This is a genomic window from Aurantiacibacter marinus, from assembly GCF_001021555.1.
Taxonomy (GTDB): Bacteria; Pseudomonadota; Alphaproteobacteria; order Sphingomonadales; family Sphingomonadaceae; genus Alteraurantiacibacter; species Alteraurantiacibacter marinus.
Genome location: NZ_LDCP01000001.1, coordinates 37044 through 57582, shown reverse-complemented (window position 1 = coordinate 57582; position 20539 = coordinate 37044). Strand labels below are relative to the sequence as shown.

Annotated in this window: 18 protein-coding genes and 1 rRNA gene; 9 read left to right on the top strand and 10 right to left on the bottom strand. The window is 59.5% G+C overall.

Annotation, left to right across the window (positions count from 1 at the left end; all coding sequences use genetic code 11):
• Positions 1–4: 4 nt before the first annotated feature.
• The 4 genes from AB731_RS00275 to AB731_RS00260 all read left to right on the top strand — a co-directional run bounded on the left by AB731_RS00275 (position 5) and on the right by AB731_RS00260 (position 3626).
• Complete coding sequence (locus AB731_RS00275; RefSeq protein ID WP_047092906.1) at positions 5–271, top strand: FeoA family protein; 267 nt, start codon at positions 5–7, stop codon at positions 269–271.
• Positions 268–2115, top strand: coding sequence for a ferrous iron transporter B (feoB, locus tag AB731_RS00270; RefSeq protein ID WP_047092907.1), 1848 nt, complete (start codon positions 268–270; stop codon positions 2113–2115). Before AB731_RS00275 ends, feoB begins: the two co-directional genes overlap by 4 nt.
• A gap of 116 nt (positions 2116–2231) precedes the next feature.
• Positions 2232–2777, top strand: a complete 546-nt coding sequence (gene ssb / locus AB731_RS00265; protein ID WP_047092908.1) for a single-stranded DNA-binding protein — start codon at positions 2232–2234, stop codon at positions 2775–2777.
• 444 nt (positions 2778–3221) lie between these two features.
• Positions 3222–3626, top strand: coding sequence for a response regulator (locus tag AB731_RS00260; protein ID WP_047092909.1), 405 nt, complete (start codon positions 3222–3224; stop codon positions 3624–3626).
• Here AB731_RS00260 and AB731_RS00255 read toward each other — a convergent pair.
• The 3 genes from AB731_RS00255 to AB731_RS00245 form a co-directional block, all read right to left on the bottom strand.
• The gene (locus AB731_RS00255; RefSeq protein WP_052768920.1) at positions 3623–4684 is read right to left on the bottom strand and encodes a sensor histidine kinase; all 1062 of its coding nucleotides are present in this window, start codon (positions 4682–4684) and stop codon (positions 3623–3625) included. The two genes, AB731_RS00260 and AB731_RS00255, sit on opposite strands and share 4 nt — an antisense overlap.
• A 163-nt stretch (positions 4685–4847) precedes the next feature.
• A complete protein-coding gene (locus AB731_RS00250; protein ID WP_047092910.1) occupies positions 4848–5378 on the bottom strand; it encodes a YceD family protein in 531 nt (176 codons plus the stop codon).
• The gene (locus tag AB731_RS00245) at positions 5375–5887 is read right to left on the bottom strand and encodes a ubiquinol-cytochrome C chaperone family protein (RefSeq protein ID WP_047092911.1); all 513 of its coding nucleotides are present in this window, start codon (positions 5885–5887) and stop codon (positions 5375–5377) included. The genes AB731_RS00250 and AB731_RS00245 overlap by 4 nt, the downstream gene beginning before the upstream one ends.
• Before the next feature lie 161 nt (positions 5888–6048).
• Here AB731_RS00245 and AB731_RS00240 point away from each other — a divergent pair, with 161 nt between their 5' ends.
• From AB731_RS00240 to AB731_RS00225, 4 genes are all read left to right on the top strand, one after another.
• Entirely contained in the window at positions 6049–6510 is a 462-nt protein-coding gene (locus AB731_RS00240; protein WP_047092912.1) for an outer membrane protein assembly factor BamE, read from the top strand.
• A gap of 100 nt (positions 6511–6610) precedes the next feature.
• On the top strand, positions 6611–7171 hold the full coding sequence (hslV, locus tag AB731_RS00235) for an ATP-dependent protease subunit HslV (protein WP_047092913.1): 561 nt from the start codon (positions 6611–6613) through the stop codon (positions 7169–7171).
• A gap of 5 nt (positions 7172–7176) precedes the next feature.
• Positions 7177–8487: an ATP-dependent protease ATPase subunit HslU gene (hslU, locus tag AB731_RS00230; protein WP_047092914.1), complete on the top strand. Its 1311-nt coding sequence runs from the start codon at positions 7177–7179 to the stop codon at positions 8485–8487.
• 50 nt (positions 8488–8537) lie between these two features.
• A complete protein-coding gene (locus tag AB731_RS00225) occupies positions 8538–8810 on the top strand; it encodes a DUF1294 domain-containing protein (RefSeq protein ID WP_047092915.1) in 273 nt (90 codons plus the stop codon).
• Positions 8811–9044: 234 nt separating this feature from the next.
• Here the strand turns inward: AB731_RS00225 and AB731_RS00220 are convergent, their stop codons facing one another.
• From AB731_RS00220 to AB731_RS00190, 7 genes are all read right to left on the bottom strand, one after another.
• Complete coding sequence (locus tag AB731_RS00220) at positions 9045–9899, bottom strand: YHYH protein (protein ID WP_064971802.1); 855 nt, start codon at positions 9897–9899, stop codon at positions 9045–9047.
• A gap of 97 nt (positions 9900–9996) precedes the next feature.
• On the bottom strand, positions 9997–11502 hold the full coding sequence (locus AB731_RS00215) for a SulP family inorganic anion transporter (RefSeq protein WP_047092916.1): 1506 nt from the start codon (positions 11500–11502) through the stop codon (positions 9997–9999).
• A gap of 102 nt (positions 11503–11604) precedes the next feature.
• Complete coding sequence (locus AB731_RS00210) at positions 11605–13368, bottom strand: ABCB family ABC transporter ATP-binding protein/permease (RefSeq protein WP_047092917.1); 1764 nt, start codon at positions 13366–13368, stop codon at positions 11605–11607.
• 111 nt (positions 13369–13479) lie between these two features.
• Entirely contained in the window at positions 13480–14511 is a 1032-nt protein-coding gene (locus tag AB731_RS00205) for a retroviral-like aspartic protease family protein (RefSeq protein ID WP_052768921.1), read from the bottom strand.
• Positions 14512–14611: 100 nt separating this feature from the next.
• Positions 14612–16111, bottom strand: a complete 1500-nt coding sequence (locus AB731_RS00200) for an oligosaccharide flippase family protein (RefSeq protein ID WP_052768922.1) — start codon at positions 16109–16111, stop codon at positions 14612–14614.
• 3 nt (positions 16112–16114) lie between these two features.
• The gene (locus tag AB731_RS00195; RefSeq protein ID WP_047092918.1) at positions 16115–17143 is read right to left on the bottom strand and encodes a glycosyltransferase family A protein; all 1029 of its coding nucleotides are present in this window, start codon (positions 17141–17143) and stop codon (positions 16115–16117) included.
• A gap of 97 nt (positions 17144–17240) precedes the next feature.
• On the bottom strand, positions 17241–18161 hold the full coding sequence (locus AB731_RS00190) for a glycosyltransferase family 2 protein (RefSeq protein WP_047092919.1): 921 nt from the start codon (positions 18159–18161) through the stop codon (positions 17241–17243).
• 696 nt (positions 18162–18857) lie between these two features.
• On the opposite strand from AB731_RS00190, the gene AB731_RS00185 reads away from it, so the two are divergent.
• Positions 18858–20344 (top strand): 16S ribosomal RNA (locus AB731_RS00185).
• Positions 20345–20539: the final 195 nt, after the last annotated feature.

Below are 20539 nucleotides of genomic sequence, written 5' to 3'. Positions count from 1 at the left end.
CTGTGTGGAACAGCATCCAGACCATTCACGCACGACTCTCGACAGTCTTGCCCCGTTGACACGGGCGGAGATTCTGTCCGTCGATTGGGACAGCCTGGCCCCCGACGAAGGCAAGCGGCTGCGTGCACTCGGGCTTGATGAAGGCGCGCGGGTGGCGATTGCCCATCGCGGTGTATTCTTCGGTAGGGACCCGATTGCCATTCTCATCGGCCGCACCACGATTGCCCTGCGGCGAACCCATGCGCGCGCGATGACGGTGCGCACGATATGACGCGCCTTCGTACCGCCGCGCTGGTCGGCAATCCGAATGCCGGGAAAAGCGCATTGTTCAACGCGCTGACCGGCGCGCGGCAGAAGATTGCCAATTATCCAGGCGTCACGGTAGAGCGCGTCAGCGGGCGCATGACATTGCCCAGCGGCGAACCCGTTGAACTGATCGATTTGCCCGGCTCCTATTCGCTGGATGCGGCCAGCCCGGATGAGGAAGTGACGCGGCAAGTCGTGCTGGGTGAATTCCCCGGTGAAGCGCAGCCCGAAACGCTGGTGGTCGTCGTCGATGCTGCCAATCTCGAACAGCATCTGGTGTTCGCGCAGGAAATGATCGCGCTTGGCCGGCCCACCGTGGTTGCGCTCAACATGGTCGATTTGGCCGAGCGCGACGGTTTGGCGATTGATCCGGATGCTCTGTCCGATGCTCTCGGCGTGCCCGTGGTGCCGACCGTGGCAGTGCGCAAGCGCGGGCTTGATGCTTTGGCCGATGCAATGGACGCAGCGCCGGGGCAGGACATTTCCACCCGCCACGATGTCGGCCATTTGACTTTGCCGGAGCGGCGGCTTGCGGCGCGTAACATGGTCAAGGGCGCGATCCTTTCCGAAAGCGGGGAGCGCCGCCTGCATACGCACCTCGACAAAATACTGCTGCATCCGTGGCTTGGGCCGATCACCTTGTTTGCACTGCTGTTCGTCATGTTTCAGGCAGTGTTTGCCTGGGCTGATCCGCTGATCGGCGCGATTGAAGGCGTGGCAGAGTTGGCCAGCGGATTTGTCACCGCCGCCATGCCGGAAAGCTTTCTGCGTGATCTGATCACCGAAGGGGTAATTGCAGGCGTCGGGTCGGTGGTGGTGTTCCTGCCGCAGATTATCATCCTGTTCGCCTTCATTCTGGTGATGGAGCAATCGGGTTATATGGCCCGCGCGGCATTCATCATGGACCGGCTGATGGCCTATGTTGGCCTGTCGGGCCGCAGCTTTATTCCGCTCCTTTCCAGCTTTGCCTGCGCCATTCCCGGGATCATGGCGACCCGCTCCATCGCTGATCCCAAGGACCGGCTGACCACCATCCTGATCGCTCCGTTGATGACCTGTTCGGCGCGTTTGCCGGTCTACACCGTCATCATCGGTGCGGTCATTCCGGCGACCAGTGTGGGGCCGGGTATCGGCCTGCAGGGCCTCGTGCTGTTCGGCCTGTATCTTGCCGGTATCGTTGGAGCGATGGCGGTTGCGCTGGTGCTTCGGCGGACAGCAACAAAGGGGGCGGCCAGCGGCTTCATCATGGAACTGCCCAAGTACCAGCTGCCGCCCTTGCGCGATCTGGCGATCGGCCTGTGGCAACGGGCGTGGGTATTCCTGCGCCGCGCCGGTACGATCATCTTTGCCGCCACCGTGATCCTGTGGCTGCTGCTGACCTTTCCAAAGGCCGATCCGGGTGAGAGCCAGCTCGATGCATCTGCCGCCGGACACATCGCGAGCTTCATGCAGCCGGCGTTTGAACCCATCGGATTCCAGCGCGAAATGACGCTGGCGCTGGTCCCGGCAATGGCAGCGCGTGAAGTGGCGGTTGCCTCTCTGGCGACAACCTATGCCGTGGAGGCCGAGGGCGAGGCAGAAACCGAGCAGGCCCTGCGCGGCCAGATCGCCGCCCGGTGGAGCCTGCCGACCGCGCTGGCCTTCCTTGCATGGTTCATCTTTGCGCCGCAGTGCCTGTCCACCATTGCCGTGGCGCGGCGGGAGACGAACGGGTGGAAGTGGCCTGCGGTCATGGTGATTTACCTGTTCGCGCTTGCGTATATCTTTGCCGGGCTAACCTATTGGAGCGCGGTGGCGCTGGGCTTGTAGCGAGAGGCTGACCGCCTGCAACCCGCTCCGCTGTGGACATTCCCCTGTCTCGGGGGTGGGCAAGCCGGTGGCCCTTCGATAAGCCATCTGCCGAACCAATAGAGGAAACGAATCGAATGGCCGGCAGCCTCAACAAAGTCATGCTTATCGGTAATCTGGGCGCTGACCCGGAAGTGCGCACTTTCCAGAACGGCGGCAAGGTCTGCAATCTGCGCGTCGCTACCAGCGAAAGCTGGAAGGACAAGAATACCGGAGAGCGTCAGGAAAAGACCGAATGGCATACCGTGGCCATTTTCAACGAAGGCCTGGCCGGAGTTGCCGAACGCTATTTGAAGAAGGGCAGCAAGGTCTATCTTGAAGGCCAGTTGCAAACGCGCAAATGGCAGGACCAGCAGGGCAATGACCGGTATTCGACCGAAGTTGTACTGCGCGGCCCGAATTCGGTGATGACCATGCTTGATGGCGCACCCGGTGGTGGCGGCGGCGGTGGTGGAGGCCAGCGCGGTGGTTACGGCGGAGGCAGCCAGTCTTCCAGTGGCCAGTCTTCCGGCGGCTGGGATCAGGGCGGCGGCAGCGGCGGCTCGGGCGGCAGCTCAGGCGGCGGCGCTCCATCCGGCGGCGGCTCCAACTACGATGATCTGGATGACGATATTCCGTTTTGATCGGGCAGCTTCGGCAACAATTCAAAGAACTACAAGAACCGCGCACCGTTTTCGGGCGCGGTTTTTGTTTGTGCCGAGGTCCGATGGGCGGGTGACAAAGGTTACACCCTGTCACCCTGCGATTTTAGGCGAAGGTCCGCAGATTTCTGCCGTTTTACACGTGCGCGGCGAAGGTGACACTTTGCTTTTGCGCAAAAAGCCTCGCGGAGGGGAACGCCGATGGGAAAGAACGCCGATGGGGGTGTATCATTTCGATCTTGTAGGACAGGACGCCCTTCGAAGGCAGGCATTGTTGCGGTTGCTGCAGCGCTTCCCGAACGCCCCCGACCGCTTCAAATTATGCCCAAGCTTCTGGATTTGAAAAGATCATCACACACAGCGGAACCGTTTCCGGCTCTCCTCATTTTGCAATGACTACCCAAACCGGAACTCGCGGAAAACACAATGCCCAGCACCATCCTGATTATCGAAGATGAAATCTTTATCGCGGCAGATATGGAGGACGTGATTCTTGAACTGGGCCATAAATCGGCCGGGATCGCGGATGATATGAAATCTGCGTTGGCGATCGCTTCGGAAGACGTCGATATCGCGCTGGTAGATGTCAATCTGTCTGACGGTGCAACCGGACCGATTATCGCCGAGAAGCTGGCTTCCGACTTTGGCATCGAAATAGTCTTCGTGACTGCCAACCCGAATCAGATCAATGTTGCGAGAACAGAAGCGGTCGGAGCTTTGGAGAAGCCGGTCGACGTATCTAGCTTGAAAGAGGTTCTGGATTACGTGATCGCGCTAAGACAAGGCGAGAAGCCGGAGCCGCCTCCGCGCTTGCGCCTGTTCGAGAACTAGTTTCCCGACACTCTCTTGCGGCTTACCTCCATGCGGAGCTCCATTCCGTCTTCCAGCCAAGTTCGTTCGTATGATCCGCTCAGCTGCTGCTTGATAGAAAGATCGATCAGCCGCGTACCGAAGCCTTCTTTCCGGATCGCACCATTATCTGGTGCTGATCCATGCTCCGTCCAGCAAAGCTCCAGATTGTCTCCGGCCTCGACAATGTTCAGGGCGATCGTACCGCCTTCCTGTGACAGCGATCCATATTTCATCGCATTCGTGGCAAGCTCATGAAAAACGAGCGCCAGCGGGGTAGCCGCTCCGCTCGTTACTTCTATTTCGGGTCCGTTTATCGTGATCCTGCCGGCTGAGTATGCCGGATAAGATTTCAAAATCATTTCCAAAAGCGATGTGAGCGTCACATCGCCGATTTCCGGCCGCGACTTTTCGCTATGGGGCCGTACGAATTCATGCGCTTTGCCCAGCGCTCTTATCCGGCCAAGGAGGTCTTTTGCTGATTCGGCAAATGCTTCGTTTGCCCGCGCCGTCAAACTGATCAGGCCAGTGACGATGGCGAAGATATTCTTGATCCGGTGGCTGAGCTCCTGGCTCAGGATTTCGTTCTGCAATGCGCTTTGCTTCTGCTCTTCCACATCGGTGCAGGTGCCGATCCAGCGCAGTATGGAGCCATCTTGGTCCACGATGGGCAGCGCCCTTCCGATCATCCAGCGATATTCTCCGGAATGATGACGTAGCCTGTATTCGACCTCGTAAGGGTCACCGGTGGCAAGGCTGCGGCGCCATTGTTCCCACGCGGCCGGCTGATCATCTTCGTGGAACATCCCTGCCCAGCCTTCGCCATCGGTCGACCCTTCCGGGGCTCCGGTAAATTCGTACCAGCGCGAGTTGTAGAAGTCGTGCAAGCCGTCCGGCAGGGTCGACCAGACCAATTGCGGCATCGTGTCAGCCAGCGCGTGGAAGGCAGGTCCTGCAGATTGCAACGCGTGTGGTTGCGCAAGATGGAGCACATCCGCGTTCTGATTCGCCGCAGAGCCAAGCCGGTATTTTGAAATCATATGTGCATCCAAACCATTTCATCAGGGCGGAATGTTTATTTCACCGGCAACGCTTGGATTTGAAAAAAGTCCCTGAATTTTAAAAGCAACATGGATAAAAGTCTGTGCGCCCACATGACCAGCCGTTGGAGCCAAAGGCTGGTTCTGCGTTAGCGACCCAGGATCACTCCATATCCTTTTTCAAACCGGCCAAGGCCTGTGCCAGGGCGCCTTTCGGGCCGCCGTCCGCCAGCCCGTGCCTCTCGCGCGCCGCATCAGCTTCGGGGCCGGTTGCGAAGGGGTCGATTGCCAGAGCAAGGCTTTGCGCGGCCGCTTCGCCAAGGTCGATGCCGGTGCCGTCATAACCGATTTCGTCCAGTTCATCGGCGTCCAGTTCAACCTCGGTTTCCGGCTGGCCGACTTCCAGGGTTTCTCCGGGCACGAAGCGCAGATCGATTGCCTCGTGAATGGCAGCGGGCAGGTCTTCACCGGATACCGCGCAGCTTTGCAGGATGTCGGCATCCAATGTGCCCTTTGCGCTGATTACTGCACCATCGGCTTCCAGCAGGAATTCCGCCTCCAGCCGGTCGACCGAAACGATATCGAAACGCTTGGCGAGCGCGCGGCGCTCTTCCGCGTTTGCGCTCAGTTTCACAGGTTCCGCAGTGATGCCGCGAATATCGAATGGGCGGGAAAATTCCGGCGTGTCGTTCATGGACGCAGCTGCCCTGCCAGCAGCGCCTCGTCCGGCATGGCGGCCAGATCATGGTGCAAGGTGCGTGTGCGCGCTGCGAGGGCGAGCGGCAGGTCCTCCGTAGTAAGGCGCATATTCCGCTGCAGCACCACCGCCAGCGCTTCATCATCGCCATTGGCAAGAGCTTCACGCAAGGTGCCGATCCTGCCGCCGAGTGCTTCCATAAGCAGGCCCATGGTCTTGCCGACTTTCAGATCACCGACACCCGAATCGCGCAATTGCCGGTCCATGTCGGCCACGAACAGTTCGGTCAGCAGGCCGGTTTTGGGGCCAAGCTGTTTGCTCGCCTCCATTCGCAGCAGCACCAGCGCCATCACCAGGGCGATCATATCGAAGCGGCCATCAACAGTGTCAGCCGCGTGGCCTTCCGAATACCATTCAGCCTCCCTGCTGGTGCCGACGGTGGCGTGCCACAGGGGCCGCATTATATCGCGGTCGTTATTGCCAAGCAGGCGCTTTAGAAATGACATCGCGGGATCTCTCGTTAAGGACAAGTTCAATGGATCACCTACAGCAGTGCGTTGCACCGGCGCGCAGGCTACCCTAAGGCTTGCCGCTGATATAGGGTAACCCCGCACCGAGACAATCGTGGCCTTAGTGCAGGGGTGGCCCCTGACAGGAAATTCGAAGGATGACATTTATGGGTTCGATCGTGCGGATGGCAGCGCTGGCGGGACTGGGTCTTGCGGCGGCGGGATGCTCCTCGATCACCAATCACCGGGGTTATATCTCCGATGAAACGCTGATCCAGGCTGTGCAGCCGGGGCTGGACAACCAGCAATCCGTGCGCGGCACTTTGGGTCAGCCCACCATGGTCAGCCAATTTGGCGAGCCGGTTTGGTACTACATTTCCAGCCGTACGGAACAGGCGCCTTTCAGCCAGCCGCGGATCGACACGCATAGCGTGCTCGCAGTCCGGTTCGATGCAGCAGGCAATGTTGTCTCGACAGAGCGCAGCGGGATGGATCAGGTTGCCCGCATCAGTCCGGAAAGCGACTCTACGCCAACACTGGGCCGGGAACGGGGCTTCTTGCAGGACCTGTTCGGCAATATCGGCACAGTCGGCAGCGGCGCTCCTGCTCAGGGCCGCTAAACACACCGCTCAAACACACCGCCTAAACATACAGCTTAAACGTGCTGGGCACTGCCGCCACTGGCTTGAAGCGGGCAGGCAGCACGCCCATATGGCTGGGATGAGCGAAGATAAGGCAAGCCACGGCCTCACCCAGTGGCACGGGACCACCATCATCGGCGTCAAGCGCGACGGTAAAACCGTTGTTGCGGGCGATGGCCAGGTCTCGATGGGCAACACCGTCATGAAACCCAATGCGCGAAAAGTTCGCCGCATCGGGGAAGAAGGCAAGGTTGTGGCAGGCTTTGCCGGCGCAACCGCCGATGCCTTCACCCTGTTCGAACGGCTTGAACGCAAGCTGGAACAATACAGCGGACAATTGCTGCGCGCTGCGGTGGAGCTGGCGAAGGATTGGCGCACGGACAAATATCTGCGCAACCTTGAAGCCCTGATGATCGTGGCGGATGAAGAAGTGCTGCTGGTGCTGACCGGGAACGGCGATGTGCTGGAACCCGAAGGCGGCATCGCGGCCATCGGCTCTGGCGGGAATTATGCGCTGGCTGCGGCCAAGGCGCTGGCCCATTATGAAGATGATGCCGAAGTGATCGCGACCAAGGCGATGGAAGTCGCGGCGGAAATCTGCGTCTTCACCAACGGCAATGTTACCCTGGAAACGGTGTAAGAGAGATCATGGACAATTTGACACCGAAGGCGATTGTCGCCGCGCTCGACGAGCATATCGTCGGCCAAAAAGACGCCAAGCGCGCCGTGGCGGTGGCCCTGCGCAACCGCTGGCGCCGCCAACGCCTGTCACCTGAATTGCGCGATGAGGTCACGCCCAAGAACATCCTGATGATCGGCCCGACCGGCTGCGGCAAAACTGAAATCAGCCGCCGCCTTGCGAAGCTGGCCGAAGCGCCGTTCGTGAAGGTGGAGGCGACCAAATTCACCGAAGTCGGCTATGTCGGGCGCGATGTGGAGCAGATCGCCCGCGATCTGGTCGAGGACGCAATCCGGCTGGAAAAAGACAGCCGCCGCGAGGCTGTGCGCGAAGCTGCCAGCGAAGCGGCGATGGACCGTCTGCTCGATGCGCTAGTGGGCACAAGTGCCAGCGAAGCCACCCGTCAGAGTTTTCGCCAGCGCATTACCGAAAATTCCATGAACGACACAGAGGTCGAAATTGAGGTCGCCGAAGCTGGCGGAATGCAGATGGACCTTGGTGGTATGGGCCCGGGCATGGGCGGCGCGACCATGATCAATCTGTCGGAAATGATGGGCAAGGCCTTTGGCGGCCCGCCCAAGAAAAAGCAGAAGCTGAAAGTGCCTGTGGCGTGGGACCGGCTGGTCGATGAAGAAGCTGAAAAGCGCATGGATCAGGACGATGTTGCACGCGTGGCGCTTGCCAATGCAGAGACCAACGGCATCGTGTTTCTTGACGAAATCGACAAGATCGCCGTCAGCGATGTGCGCGGCGGATCAGTCTCCCGCGAAGGCGTGCAGCGCGATCTGTTGCCGCTGATCGAAGGCACGACGGTGGCCACCAAATACGGCCCGATGAAAACGGACCATGTGCTGTTCATTGCATCGGGAGCGTTCCACGTCGCCAAGCCATCGGACATGCTGCCCGAATTGCAGGGCCGCCTGCCGATCCGCGTCGAACTGCGCAGCCTGACGGAAGAGGACTTCGTCCGCATCCTGTCCGAAACGCGGGCCAATCTGGTCAGTCAGTACAAGGCGCTGCTCGGCACCGAAGAATTGACCGTCGAGATGGACGATGATGCGGTGAAGGAAGTCGCCAAGATCGCCGCGCAGGTGAACGAAAGCGTCGAAAACATCGGCGCGCGGCGCCTGCAGACGGTGATGGAAAAGCTGTTCGAAGAACTCAGCTTCGAAGCCGAAGACCGCAAGGGGACAAGCGTAACCGTGGATGCGGCTTACGTTCGTGACCGGTTGGGCGCGCTGGCGGGTGACAGCGATCTTTCGAAATATATTCTGTAGCCTGATCGCCCCGCCAGTCAGGCGCTAGCAAAATTGGTTATGCCAAGGTCATGATTGATCATATCCTGGTCTTCGCGGTGCTGATCAACATTCTGGCTTTCGCAAGCCTCTGGTACGACAAAGCGCAAGCCGTCGCTGGCGGCCGGCGTATTCCCGAAGTGCATCTGCTTGGCATGGCCTTGTTCGGCGGCACGCCAGGTGCGTTTTTGGGCAGACACTTGTTTCGCCACAAGACCCGCAAGCAACCGTTTTCGATTATTCTGCAGGTCATTCTGGTGCTGCAAATCGGCGTGATCATCGGCCTGTTCCTTGTGCCGATGTAGCCTTTTGACGGGCGCCTTTGCACATTTCGCTGCGTTACGCGCCTTCGCGGTGCGGAACAAATACCTGATTTGCCGGTTATTTCCGCAGCCGAGCGCGAGGTGCGGTCGACATCTAAAGCAGGAAACAGCACATGCGTGGAATTATCGGAACAATCATCACGGTCGTCGTCATCGTCATAGTCCTGCGCGTGCTGGGCGTCCTTTAAGGATCATTTGCGGGGGAGCGGGCGGCGTTCATTCCCGCCTGCTCCCCTGACCACCTTCTCGCTCGCCGCGCCGCCGACCTTCGCCGCGCTGCCTGCGTTCGCTGCCGCGCGCGTCATGTTCGCCGCCTGCGAAATCGGCACTGATATTGCCCCACAGGCAGCGCCCGACAAAGGGATAGCTGTCGGTAACGAAATAGGCATATCGCCCGTCCAGCATACCGCCGTTGCATTCATCGAGAGTGCCTTCGCCGCCGACAAATTCGTAATCTTCATTATAGGTGCCGTCGTATGCTCCGCCGGGTCCGGGATCGGACGGGCGCGTACCGGTTTTCAGCCGGTAGCCTGACTGCGCAGCCTCGCCGATATAATGCATTTCGAACCCGTCCCCGGCATATCCGATCAGGGAGCTGCCGGAGGTCTGCGTCAGACTGTCTGCAATGCCGTGGTAATGATACAATCCGCCGCGGCCGACATGTGCGTTGTTGAAATCGAGACCCAGCCGTCCGGGCGCGCCGTTGATGTCGAGGCTCCAGTTGCGGTCGCCATCGCGGCTGTGCCCGCGGCGCCCGTTCGGGTCGTAAAATCCGGCGGTGGTCGGGCGGAACTGTACGCCGTTGACACCAATGCCCAATGCGCCGCGTACGGCAGTCGGCGCGGCGTTTCGCACGGGGTTCATGGGCACGCACATCTGCACATTTTGCGGCGTGATAGCGTTGGGGTTGCCGCGATTTGGGAAGGTGCCTGTCGCATGATCGGGCAGGCCGTCACCAGCGAAGCAGCGCTGTTCCTCGCTGGCGGTCATTTCAACCTGCTGGGCGGGGAGCACGGCTGACGCACCCGCAAGTGCGGATACGCCGAGGCCAGCTGCGATTACTGATTTCATGGCATTTCTCCGTATCATTTGTTGAACGAAGAATAGCGCCCTTTGAGCGATACAGAGGTCTTAAATTGTCCTGGTTTGTATCAAGCTCCCGGCCCGATCAAGGATGCGGCGCCAGCCCGATTTCCACGCCTGTCTTGTCCGTCAGCGCGAACTTGTCGACCAGATCAGCGCTTGCCTCGTTCAGGCCGACGACCTGCACGCTGCGGCCATTCATGCGCATGCGTTCCACCACCTTGTCGAGCACGCCGACGCCGGAAATGTCCCAGAAATGCGCGCGTGTCACGTCGATCACAACATGGTCTGCCGGGTCAGGGCGCTCGCTCTCGCGGCCAAAGGCCTTGGACAGGCGGTCCACACTGGCAAAGAAGATCTGACCGGTGATGGTGTAGGTCGCGACGTTGTCGTCCCGCATACGCGTTACGCCGAACATGGAACGGACCTTGCCGGTAAAGAAGATGCCGGACAGGAGCACACCTATGAGCACACCGAGCGCCAGATTGTGCGTCGCCACCACAACAACCACGGTCGCCAGCATCACGACGCTCGACTGCCACGGATGATATTTCAGATTGGGGATGGAGTTCCAGCTGAACGTGCCGATGCTGACCATGATCATAACGGCAACCAGCGCGGCCATCGGGATCTGGCCAACGATCGGGCCGAGCAGCCACAACAGCACCAGCAAGGTCACGCCAGCGGTAAAGGTGGACAAACGCCCGCGGCCGCCACTGGTCACGTTGATCACCGACTGGCCGATCATCGCGCAGCCGCCCATGCCGCCAAAGAACGCCGCGACGACATTGGCAATGCCCTGGCCGCCGCTTTCGCGCTGCTTGTTGGAATCGGTGTGCGTCATGTCGTCAACGATCTGCGCCGTCAGCAGGCTTTCCAGCAGGCCGACCGCCGCCATCGTTGCGGCATAGGGGGCGATAATCGCCAGCGTTTCCCATGTGAGCGGCACATTGGGCACCACGAAATAGGGCAGGCCTTCGGGCAATTCGCCCATATCGCTGACGGTGTTCACATCCCAGTTCAGCCCGATGGACAGCGCGCCGAGCACGATAATCGCGACCAGCGGGGACGGCACGGCTGTGGTGAGGCGCGGCAGCAGGTAAATGATCGCAAGCCCGCCTGCCACCATCGCATAGGTTACCCAGCTGACGCCTTCATTGGTCCAGTCGAGCTGCGGCACCTGCGCCATGAAGATCAGGATCGCCAGCGCGTTGACGAAGCCGGTGATGACACTGCGGCTGACGAATTGCATCAGCAGGTCGAGCCGCAAGGCAGCGGCGATCAGCTGGAAAATGCCCATGAGTATGGTCGCGGCGAACAGGTATTCTACCCCGTGATCGCGCACCAGCGGGATGACCACAACGGCCACCGCAGCGGTAGCGGCAGAGATCATGCCGGGGCGACCGCCGGTAAACGCAATCACCATGGCGATACATATAGAAGCGTACAGGCCCACGCGCGGGTCGACGCCGGCGATGATCGAAAAGCCGATGGCTTCGGGGATGAGGGCGAGGGCAACAACGATACCGGCGAGGATTTCCGCGCGCGGATTGGTGAGCCAGTCGCGCTTAATCGCGGCTGTGTCGATCATGGAACTGTCCGTTGGTCTGGGGCGCGCAAGGCTTCGCCGCGCACCGATCTGAAATTCGCATCAAGCCTTCGCATGTTGCACTGCACAAGGCAAGGGTAGCGGCTATTCGGCTGCCTCGCGCGGTTCTTCGTCTTCGTTCTGCTGCCTGTTCCACATCTCTGCATAGAGGCCGTCTCGTTTGAGGAGCTTGGCATGACTGCCCGTCTCCACGATCCGGCCTGCGTCCATCACATGGATGATGTCGGCATCCGAGATGGTGGACAGGCGGTGCGCGATGGCGATCGTGGTGCGGTCGGCGCTTACGCGCTTTAATGTAGCAAGAATGTCCTGTTCCGTCCGGCTGTCGAGCGCGCTTGTCGCTTCATCCAGAAGCAGGATCGGCGGGTCTTTCAGCAAGGTGCGGGCGATGGCAACACGCTGTTTTTCACCGCCGGAAAGTTTCAGGCCGCGCTCTCCCACTTCTGTATCGAAACCGTCGGGCAGGCTTTCGATGAAGGGCAGGATCGCGGCATCTGCTGCGGCTCGCCTGATTTCATTTTCCGATGGATCATCGCGGCCATAGGCGATGTTGTAACCGATGGTGTCGTTGAACAGTACAGTGTCCTGCGGGACAATTCCGATGGCGGCGCGCAGGCTGGACTGCGTGACCTTCGAAATATCCTGCCCGTCCACACAGATGCGGCCTTCCCACGGATCGTAAAAGCGGAACAGCAATCGCCCGATGGTCGATTTGCCTGCGCCCGATGATCCGACCAGCGCCACAGTGCTGCCTGCTGGAGCCTCGAAGCTGAGGCGGTGCAGGATCTGGCGATCCCGGTTGTAGCCAAAGCTGACATCTTCAAATGTCACAGTCGGGCGGCGGATCAACAGCGCAGGCGCGCCGGGTGCATCTTCGACCTCTGTCTGCGTATCGAGCAGGCGGAACATATCGGCCATGTCGATCAGCCCCTGACGGATCGAGCGGTATACCCAGCCCAGCATATCCAGCGGGCGGAAAAGTTGCAGCAGGTAGCTGTTCACCAGCACCAGATCGCCGGGCGAAAGGCGGCCCTGCGACCAGCCCCAGACCGTCCAGGCCATCGCGCCGCCCATCATCACATTCATGATGACCGCCTGCACGATATTCAGCAGGCCAAGCGAATTTTCGGTTTTGATCGTAGCTTCGGTATAGGCGTGGGCGGATTGGGTATAGCGCTTTTGCTCTCGCTCCTCCGCTCCGAAATATTTGACCGTTTCGTAATTCAGCAGGCTGTCCACCGCGCGCGCCATGGCTTGCCCGTCAAGGTCGTTCATTTCCTTGCGCAGTTTGACGCGCCAATCGGTGATCGCCTGCGTCACCCAGATAAAGCTGACGACGGTGACGGCAGTGGCGGCAACCAGTTCCCACCCGAAGACGGTCCAGAAAATAACCGACACGACCACCAGCTCAATCGCGGTCGGCGCGATGTTGAACAGCAGGAAATACAGCATGGAGCTGATGGATTTGGTGCCGCGTTCCACCACCCGGGTAATTTCGCCCGTGCGGCGGGCAAGGTGAAACCGCATGGACAGGCGATGGAGCCGCGCAAACACGTCCTGCGTCAGGCCAAGGACAGCATCCTGCCCCACGCGGTTGAAGGCGATGTTGCGCAATTGATCGAACAGTACGCCGCCAAAGCGCCCGCCGGCATAGGCAATCACCAGTGACAGCGCGAGCCAGACGGCCGGGTCACCATCCGCAGCCATCGTATCGACTGCGCGGGCATAGGCGAAAGGCAGGCTGAGAACGATGCCTTTGGACAGCAACACCAGAAATCCAGCAATCTGAATGCGGCGTTTCAGCTCCGGGCGGCCCTTGGGCCAAAGGTACGGCAGGAACCGGCGCATGGTTGCCCAGTCGGCGCTTTCGCCAGTCCCCGTCCTGTCCCCGAAATCTCTCACAGCGCCTCAATTGGGGATGCGCCTGTATTAAGCAAGGCTAGCGGAGCCAAGAAACCCCTACCGCAAGCGGGTCGCGCGCTCGTTGAAATTCCAGCTCTGGTCCCGTGATAGCTCCTCCGGCATATCGAACAGGATGCGGCGCGAGTGGAAATCAATCGCCACACGGCTGAACATGCGCAGTTCGTTCATGCCAAGGATCATCGCCGGTCGATCTGCCAGGCCAAGCTGTGCAAATGTCGGGGCTTCGGCAAACGCCACCGCAAAATTGGACAGCCGCACTTCGCCCAAGTCCATGGTGCGGACAATCCTTGTCTCGCCGGTAATCTGGATGCCGTTCACATCAGTCATGATTGTATCGGCCATTTCGTTGCGGCGGCGCATTCTGTCCCGCAGCGCGATATTGCCGATGGAGCTTTGTGCCCCTGTATCGATGATGACCGCAGTGCTGATGCCATCAATGCGGGCGCGGTGAACGATCAACTGGCCCAGCCGCTCCCGCGCGCGGACGACAATATCATATCCGCGCACGCCGCCAGCCGACAAACTGTCGGCAATGCGCAGCTCGTCATTGTCGAAATCCAGCAGGACGCGTTGATCCTGAAGGCTGTCGAGCCCGAGTATGCCGTCTGCAGAGCCAATATTGCTGCCCGCAACAATTGGCGCTGTGCGGATCGTCAAAGTCCGCCCGCCCAAGGCGAATTCGGGCACTATGGTTGTTTCAACAGAGCGGCTGCTGGCCATGCCGACCAGCAGCGCGCTGTCGCGCTCGTTCAGCTGCAATCGTTCTGCCAGTTCGCTGGAAAGCACTGTCGCCTGCGCGCCGGTGTCGACCATAAAGCGGAACGGACCCTGGCCCATGATCGTAACGGGCACTGTCATGCGGCGGTTGCGTTCGGCCTGCATCGCAATGATGTCGACCAGCGGATCATGCGCAACGGCGGAACCGGCGGGGCCAAGGGTTTCCTGGTCGCCCGTCTGTGCTGCGGGCGGCGTTGCAGTAACGGCGTCGCCAGGGCCGTGTTCCTCGCCAAGGCCAAGAACGCCGCTGCCGCCTAATGCAAGGGCGCCAATGAGGGCTAGCCAGTTCATATGTTCGTCTCTCCGGCCCGTGGACGCGTCCCATCAGCCACGAGCATGGGGACAATTGTATCACGCGCAGCGGCGAGTCCCAAATTGCCGGGAAAATCGACTAGAGCGGGGAAGGCATATGCCTGCACCAGCCGAGCCGATCCAGCGCTGAACAGGCATAGCCGTGGATTTCGATATAGGCGCGGTGGCGCGTCTGGCGCAGGCAAATGATCCACAGCGCGATGCCCGTGAGCGCGCCGGCCAGAACCTGGCCAAAACCCGCCTCTGCCGCTGGTGCCCAATACAGGTAACTGAGCCACATCGGCAGCACCGCTACGCCAGTCGCCAAAGCGGACAGCAGCCAGATGCGCCCCATCGCGCGCCAGTTGAAGCCGATGGTGCGGGCAAGGAAAGGCGCAAAAATCGCAATGAAGACGAGGCCATGCGCCACGCGGCTGGCCGCCGCCGCCTCAAGTGAAAACCACGCCCCGACCATCAACAACATGACTGATGCGATCATGTCCCATCCGCTTCGCCACAGCAGGCCCCGCTTGTTGTGCAGCAGTATCGGCAAATCGGTATGAAGGGGCAGGGCGATGAACAGGATTTGCGAAATCGCGATCCATTCCAGTGGCACCGCTGCACCCATCCACCGCTCTCCGTACAGCATGGAGATGATCGGCGTGGCGCAGGCGGCCAGCCCGGCCATAGCTGGCCATGTGATCGCGCAATAACTGGCCGTGACCCGCTCATAATGCGGGCCCAGCGCCTCTCCCTCGTCACGCAATTGCCGGAAGGCGGGGTAGAAAACCGTGCCAAGCGCGCCTGATACAAGCAGCCGCAATTGCGCGGCCAATCCGAAAGCGCGGGCGAACAGGCCCAATGCGGCTGTATCCAGCAGCCGCCCGATCAGCAGCTCGGGCAAGCGCGCACTCGCTTGATACAGCGCAGAAAGGATCGTCGCGAACCCGCCGAAATGCAGGATGGGCAGCGCGCCTTCCAGTCGCGGGGGGAAGGGCAGGATAAAGCCGACGCGCCATTGCGAAATCACCATGCGTGCCACTTGCTGTGCAAACGCGCCCCAGGCCAGTGCGAGCGCGCCATAGCCTTTCCAGGCCAGGACCAGCGCCACAACTGCATTGGCCAGCACAACACCGTTTTCGGTCATGGTGTTGGAAACAAAGTCCAGTTTGCGATGCGCCAGCGCCATCGGGACAATGGCCAGCGGGACAAAGAAATAACTCGCCGCGATCACCAGCATCAGTGGTAGCAAATCGGGCAATTCATAAAAGGCAGAGACCGGCCAGGCGAGCGCCACGCAGCCGATTGCCACACCCCAGCTGATTAACAGCGATACTGTGAAAGCTGTCCGGATACAGTCGTCGTCCAGATCCTTCTCGCCAGTGATGAAGCGCGTGATGCCGAATTCCTGCAGCACCGCCAGCAGCGCGATGAAGGAAAAGGCGATGGTGAACAGGCCCAGTTCTTCAGGGTCGATAAAGTACCGCGCAAGGATAACGCTTGCGGTGAACTGGATCGTAAAGGCGCAAACCTGACTGGCCATCGCCAGCAAAGCCGCACCGCGCACGGTCATCTTCGTGGTGTTGTTGCTGTGTCCCACGGCTCAGACTGTCGCTTTCGCGGCACCGCGCGCATTCGCTTCGCGGCGGCGGCGCAGCATCGGGGCGGCCAGAGCGGGCATGAATCGCCAGACGAACAAGGCAAGGTCCCAGCTTCTTCCCTGATCAGCTCCGCGTGTTGCACGCAGATCGGTAATGGCGCGCTTGTCGCCATCTATGACGCGGTCAATCGCCTGTTCGAACCGCAACTGCCGGGCATTCCTGGTGATCATGGCCTTTGCGACCTTTGTTTCCGATGCGTCGGAAGGCAGCGCTGCCAAGGCCTTTTCGAAGGTGCGGATATTGCCTTTCAGCATGTTGAGGGACGATGCCGACGCAGAATTTCCGCGCACCCGGTAATCACACAGCACCTTGTCTATATAAAGCGCGTATCCACCCTGCAGGACCAGGCGCACCCAGAAATCGAAATCCTCGGCATGGGTCATGGTCGTATCGAACCCGCCAGCTGCATCGAAATCCGCGCGGCGAAAGGTTGATCCGATATAGACGCTGAAACTGCGGTCGATGACATCTTCCAGAATGCCGCGCCGTCCGTCACCCTTGCCCTGCTTTCTGGCGAAGCAATTGCGTTCATGGGGCACCGCGCCGAAAATACGGGCGTTGCAGGTAACAAGCCGGGCATCAGGCTCGGCTTCAAGCGCGGCTGTCATCGTGGCAAGGTAATCGGGCCGCAGCATGTCGTCTCCATCAAGCAGAGTGACAAGGGGCGCGCTTGTATGTGCGATGGCGCGGTTACGCGCAGCGGACACACCGCCATTTTCGGTTTCGATGAAGGTAATGCGGGAATCGGCCAGGAATGGCGCGACAGCTCCGGCTACATCGTCAGGGGCGCCATCATCCACGACCACGCATTCCCAATCGTCCATCGTTTGCGCCTGAACCGATGCCAGCGCTTCCCCCACCAGATGCGCCACTCCGTAAGCAGGTACGATCACTGCCACGCGCGGCGCGGCGTGCCTGCTTCCCCCGGCCTTTTCTCCCACGGGCACAACGATGTGCTGGTCATGAATCATGCGATAGACCCGGAACGTAATTGTTCAATCCACGCCATACTTAGCCGCGCGCCCGTAAAGATTGCCTCAAGAGAGGCCAAAACAATATGACCCATGGTTAAGCTGCCCGCTGGCCGAGAAGGCCCCGCGCCCTGACGCCAAGGCTGGTGCGCAGCCAGCGCAGGATAGTGCGCCACTGGCCGGCGACCATGGCCGGGGAATCGATACATGCCGCGAACAGCAAGTGCGGCCGAAAAGTATAGGGATTGCGCGTTACCAGCCTGATGCGGGCCCGAGCGCGTTGGCGCGAACGTGGCAGACTGCTCACAACCCCCGCAAGCCGCTCATGTAACAAGGCGTGAATCCGGCGCGCGCGCGTATCGGTCAGGCTGCCGTCGTGGCGTCTGTATAGATAAGGCGCGCTCGCGAGCCGGCGGAAGGAGAAGCCATGATCTCTGGCGCGCAGCCAGAAATCATAATCTTCAACACCAAACAGGCCTTCATCATATCCGCCCAGCGCGGTATCGACCTCGCGGCGGTACAGGAAACAGCAGCCGATAGTATTGTCGATGACCAGATCATGATCAGGGCCGGTTGTGACGCGGGCACGTTCGTCGCCATTTTCGTCGATCACGCGGTAATCGGCATGGATGATATCGGCCTGCGGGTTGCCACTGGCTGCGTCCAGCAGCTGCGCGAGCATTTCGGGCAGCAACAGATTGTCATCCGAGGTCCAGGTCAGCCATTGCCCGCGGGCTTGCGCAAAACCTGTGTTCAAACTGGCTGGCAATTTGCAATTGGCAGGATTGGTGATGACCCGCATGCGCGGATCACGCGCGGCATACTCTGCCAATATGGATGGCGTGGCATCGGTAGAACAATCATCCACCGCGATCAGTTCAAAATCACCGAAGGTCTGCGCGAAGACAGAATCCAGCGCGGGCCGCAGGAAGCGCGCGCCATTATATACAGGCAGCACAATAGATATGGTGGGCAGGACCCCCGCCTGGGCCGAATCTACCGGCGACACGCCAGTCATGCTGTTCACTCCTGTTGGGGCCTCGTTTCACCTGGTCCGTAGCGGGAATGGGTAACGAAAAGACGAATCGTAAGCGGGGCCGGCTGTGTGGCTGACGGCGACTCATCATGGTTCAGTGGAGGATATGACGCAGAATCATCGAAATTTGGCGCGTTTCTGCCGTTGCGAAGGGGTGCCCTCTTGTATTCAAAAGGGGCGGGACCATCTTGGTTTGCAGGCGAGGGCAATGGGAAACCCCAGAATTCAGCCGTTTTTGCAGCTAATTTTCAGATTTTGAAATAAAATTGCGAAAAGGGTGTTGACCGAATCTGAGGTCCCCCATATATGCCCTCTCACCGACGAGGCGCTGACGGTTTCAACCGCCCTCGCATCGCTCGGTCGCCAACATAAGTGGATAGCCGGTCCCCCGGTGTAAATCGGGGAAGCCTTCGCTGTCCGCCTTTTAATGTTGGTTGGCTCTTTGACATTGTTGATTTTAGATGAAGGGACATGTGGGCGACGGCGCCAGGTCCGGGGGTTTTAAGGCTCCGGATACCTGTTAAATTAAGCCGAAACCACATCCTGATCGAACACCACGTTCGGTCTGTGATGATGCATGTCCTTCGTATCCATTACGTTTGACAGTGCAGGTATCGGCTCCTTGAAGCTTATGCCTTGCTGGTTTGCAGTTTACTGTGCCAGCTTGGTGTATGACACAAACTTGAGAGTTTGATCCTGGCTCAGAACGAACGCTGGCGGCATGCCTAACACATGCAAGTCGAACGAACCCTTCGGGGTTAGTGGCGCACGGGTGCGTAACGCGTGGGAACCTGCCCTTAGGTTTGGAATAACAGCGAGAAATTGCTGCTAATACCAGATAATGTCTCCGGACCAAAGATTTATCGCCAAAGGATGGGCCCGCGTTGGATTAGCTAGTTGGTGAGGTAAAGGCTCACCAAGGCGACGATCCATAGCTGGTCTTAGAGGATGATCAGCCACACTGGGACTGAGACACGGCCCAGACTCCTACGGGAGGCAGCAGTGGGGAATATTGGACAATGGGCGAAAGCCTGATCCAGCAATGCCGCGTGAGTGATGAAGGCCTTAGGGTTGTAAAGCTCTTTTACCAGGGATGATAATGACAGTACCTGGAGAATAAGCTCCGGCTAACTCCGTGCCAGCAGCCGCGGTAATACGGAGGGAGCTAGCGTTGTTCGGAAATACTGGGCGTAAAGCGAACGTAGGCGGTCTATTAAGTCAGGGGTGAAATCCCGGAGCTCAACTCCGGAACTGCCCTTGAAACTGCTAGACTAGAATCCTGGAGAGGTCAGTGGAATTCCGAGTGTAGAGGTGAAATTCGTAGATATTCGGAAGAACACCAGTGGCGAAGGCGACTGACTGGACAGGTATTGACGCTGAGGTTCGAAAGCGTGGGGAGCAAACAGGATTAGATACCCTGGTAGTCCACGCCGTAAACGATGATAACTAGCTGTTCGGGTTCACAGAACTTGAGTGGCGCAGCTAACGCATTAAGTTATCCGCCTGGGGAGTACGGTCGCAAGATTAAAACTCAAAGGAATTGACGGGGGCCTGCACAAGCGGTGGAGCATGTGGTTTAATTCGAAGCAACGCGCAGAACCTTACCAGCCTTTGACATCCTTCGACGGTTTCGAGAGATCGATTCCTTCCTTCGGGACGAAGTGACAGGTGCTGCATGGCTGTCGTCAGCTCGTGTCGTGAGATGTTGGGTTAAGTCCCGCAACGAGCGCAACCCTCATCCTTAGTTGCCATCATTCAGTTGGGCACTTTAAGGAAACTGCCGGTGATAAGCCGGAGGAAGGTGGGGATGACGTCAAGTCCTCATGGCCCTTACAGGCTGGGCTACACACGTGCTACAATGGCATCTACAGTGAGCAGCGATCCCGCGAGGGTTAGCTAATCTCCAAAAGATGTCTCAGTTCGGATTGTTCTCTGCAACTCGAGAGCATGAAGGCGGAATCGCTAGTAATCGCGGATCAGCATGCCGCGGTGAATACGTTCCCAGGCCTTGTACACACCGCCCGTCACGCCATGGGAGTTGGTTTCACCCGAAGGTGGTGCGCTAACCGGTTTACCGGAGGCAGCCAACCACGGTGGGATCAGCGACTGGGGTGAAGTCGTAACAAGGTAGCCGTAGGGGAACCTGCGGCTGGATCACCTCCTTTCTAAGGATTTTGGCGGAAAGCGCCGGGACTTGTTCTCGGAATGCTTCCTCCTCTTCCAAAGAACATTGCCGTCGTCCTCATGTCCCTTCATCACTGGAGAAACACCCAAGCGAGAGCTTGCGTGTTTACGCCTGAGCTGGCTCACGCCCCTCGCGGCCGCCTTCCTTTTTAGGAATGTTGTGCCAGCGAATGGTG

Bases quoted from the DNA above. Each gene is read 5' to 3' on its own strand.
- feoB (WP_047092907.1), top strand. From the start codon at position 268: ATGACGCGCCTTCGTACCGCCGCGCTGGTCGGCAATCCGAATGCCGGG.
- ssb (WP_047092908.1), top strand. From the start codon at position 2,232: ATGGCCGGCAGCCTCAACAAAGTCATGCTTATCGGTAATCTGGGCGCT.
- AB731_RS00260 (WP_047092909.1), top strand. From the start codon at position 3,222: ATGCCCAGCACCATCCTGATTATCGAAGATGAAATCTTTATCGCGGCA.
- AB731_RS00255 (WP_052768920.1), bottom strand. From the start codon at position 4,684: ATGATTTCAAAATACCGGCTTGGCTCTGCGGCGAATCAGAACGCGGAT.
- AB731_RS00250 (WP_047092910.1), bottom strand. From the start codon at position 5,378: ATGAACGACACGCCGGAATTTTCCCGCCCATTCGATATTCGCGGCATC.
- AB731_RS00245 (WP_047092911.1), bottom strand. From the start codon at position 5,887: ATGTCATTTCTAAAGCGCCTGCTTGGCAATAACGACCGCGATATAATG.
- AB731_RS00240 (WP_047092912.1), top strand. From the start codon at position 6,049: ATGACATTTATGGGTTCGATCGTGCGGATGGCAGCGCTGGCGGGACTG.
- hslV (WP_047092913.1), top strand. From the start codon at position 6,611: ATGAGCGAAGATAAGGCAAGCCACGGCCTCACCCAGTGGCACGGGACC.
- AB731_RS00225 (WP_047092915.1), top strand. From the start codon at position 8,538: ATGATTGATCATATCCTGGTCTTCGCGGTGCTGATCAACATTCTGGCT.
- AB731_RS00220 (WP_064971802.1), bottom strand. From the start codon at position 9,899: ATGAAATCAGTAATCGCAGCTGGCCTCGGCGTATCCGCACTTGCGGGT.
- AB731_RS00215 (WP_047092916.1), bottom strand. From the start codon at position 11,502: ATGATCGACACAGCCGCGATTAAGCGCGACTGGCTCACCAATCCGCGC.
- AB731_RS00210 (WP_047092917.1), bottom strand. From the start codon at position 13,368: ATGCGCCGGTTCCTGCCGTACCTTTGGCCCAAGGGCCGCCCGGAGCTG.
- AB731_RS00205 (WP_052768921.1), bottom strand. From the start codon at position 14,511: ATGAACTGGCTAGCCCTCATTGGCGCCCTTGCATTAGGCGGCAGCGGC.
- AB731_RS00195 (WP_047092918.1), bottom strand. From the start codon at position 17,143: ATGATTCATGACCAGCACATCGTTGTGCCCGTGGGAGAAAAGGCCGGG.
- AB731_RS00190 (WP_047092919.1), bottom strand. From the start codon at position 18,161: ATGACTGGCGTGTCGCCGGTAGATTCGGCCCAGGCGGGGGTCCTGCCC.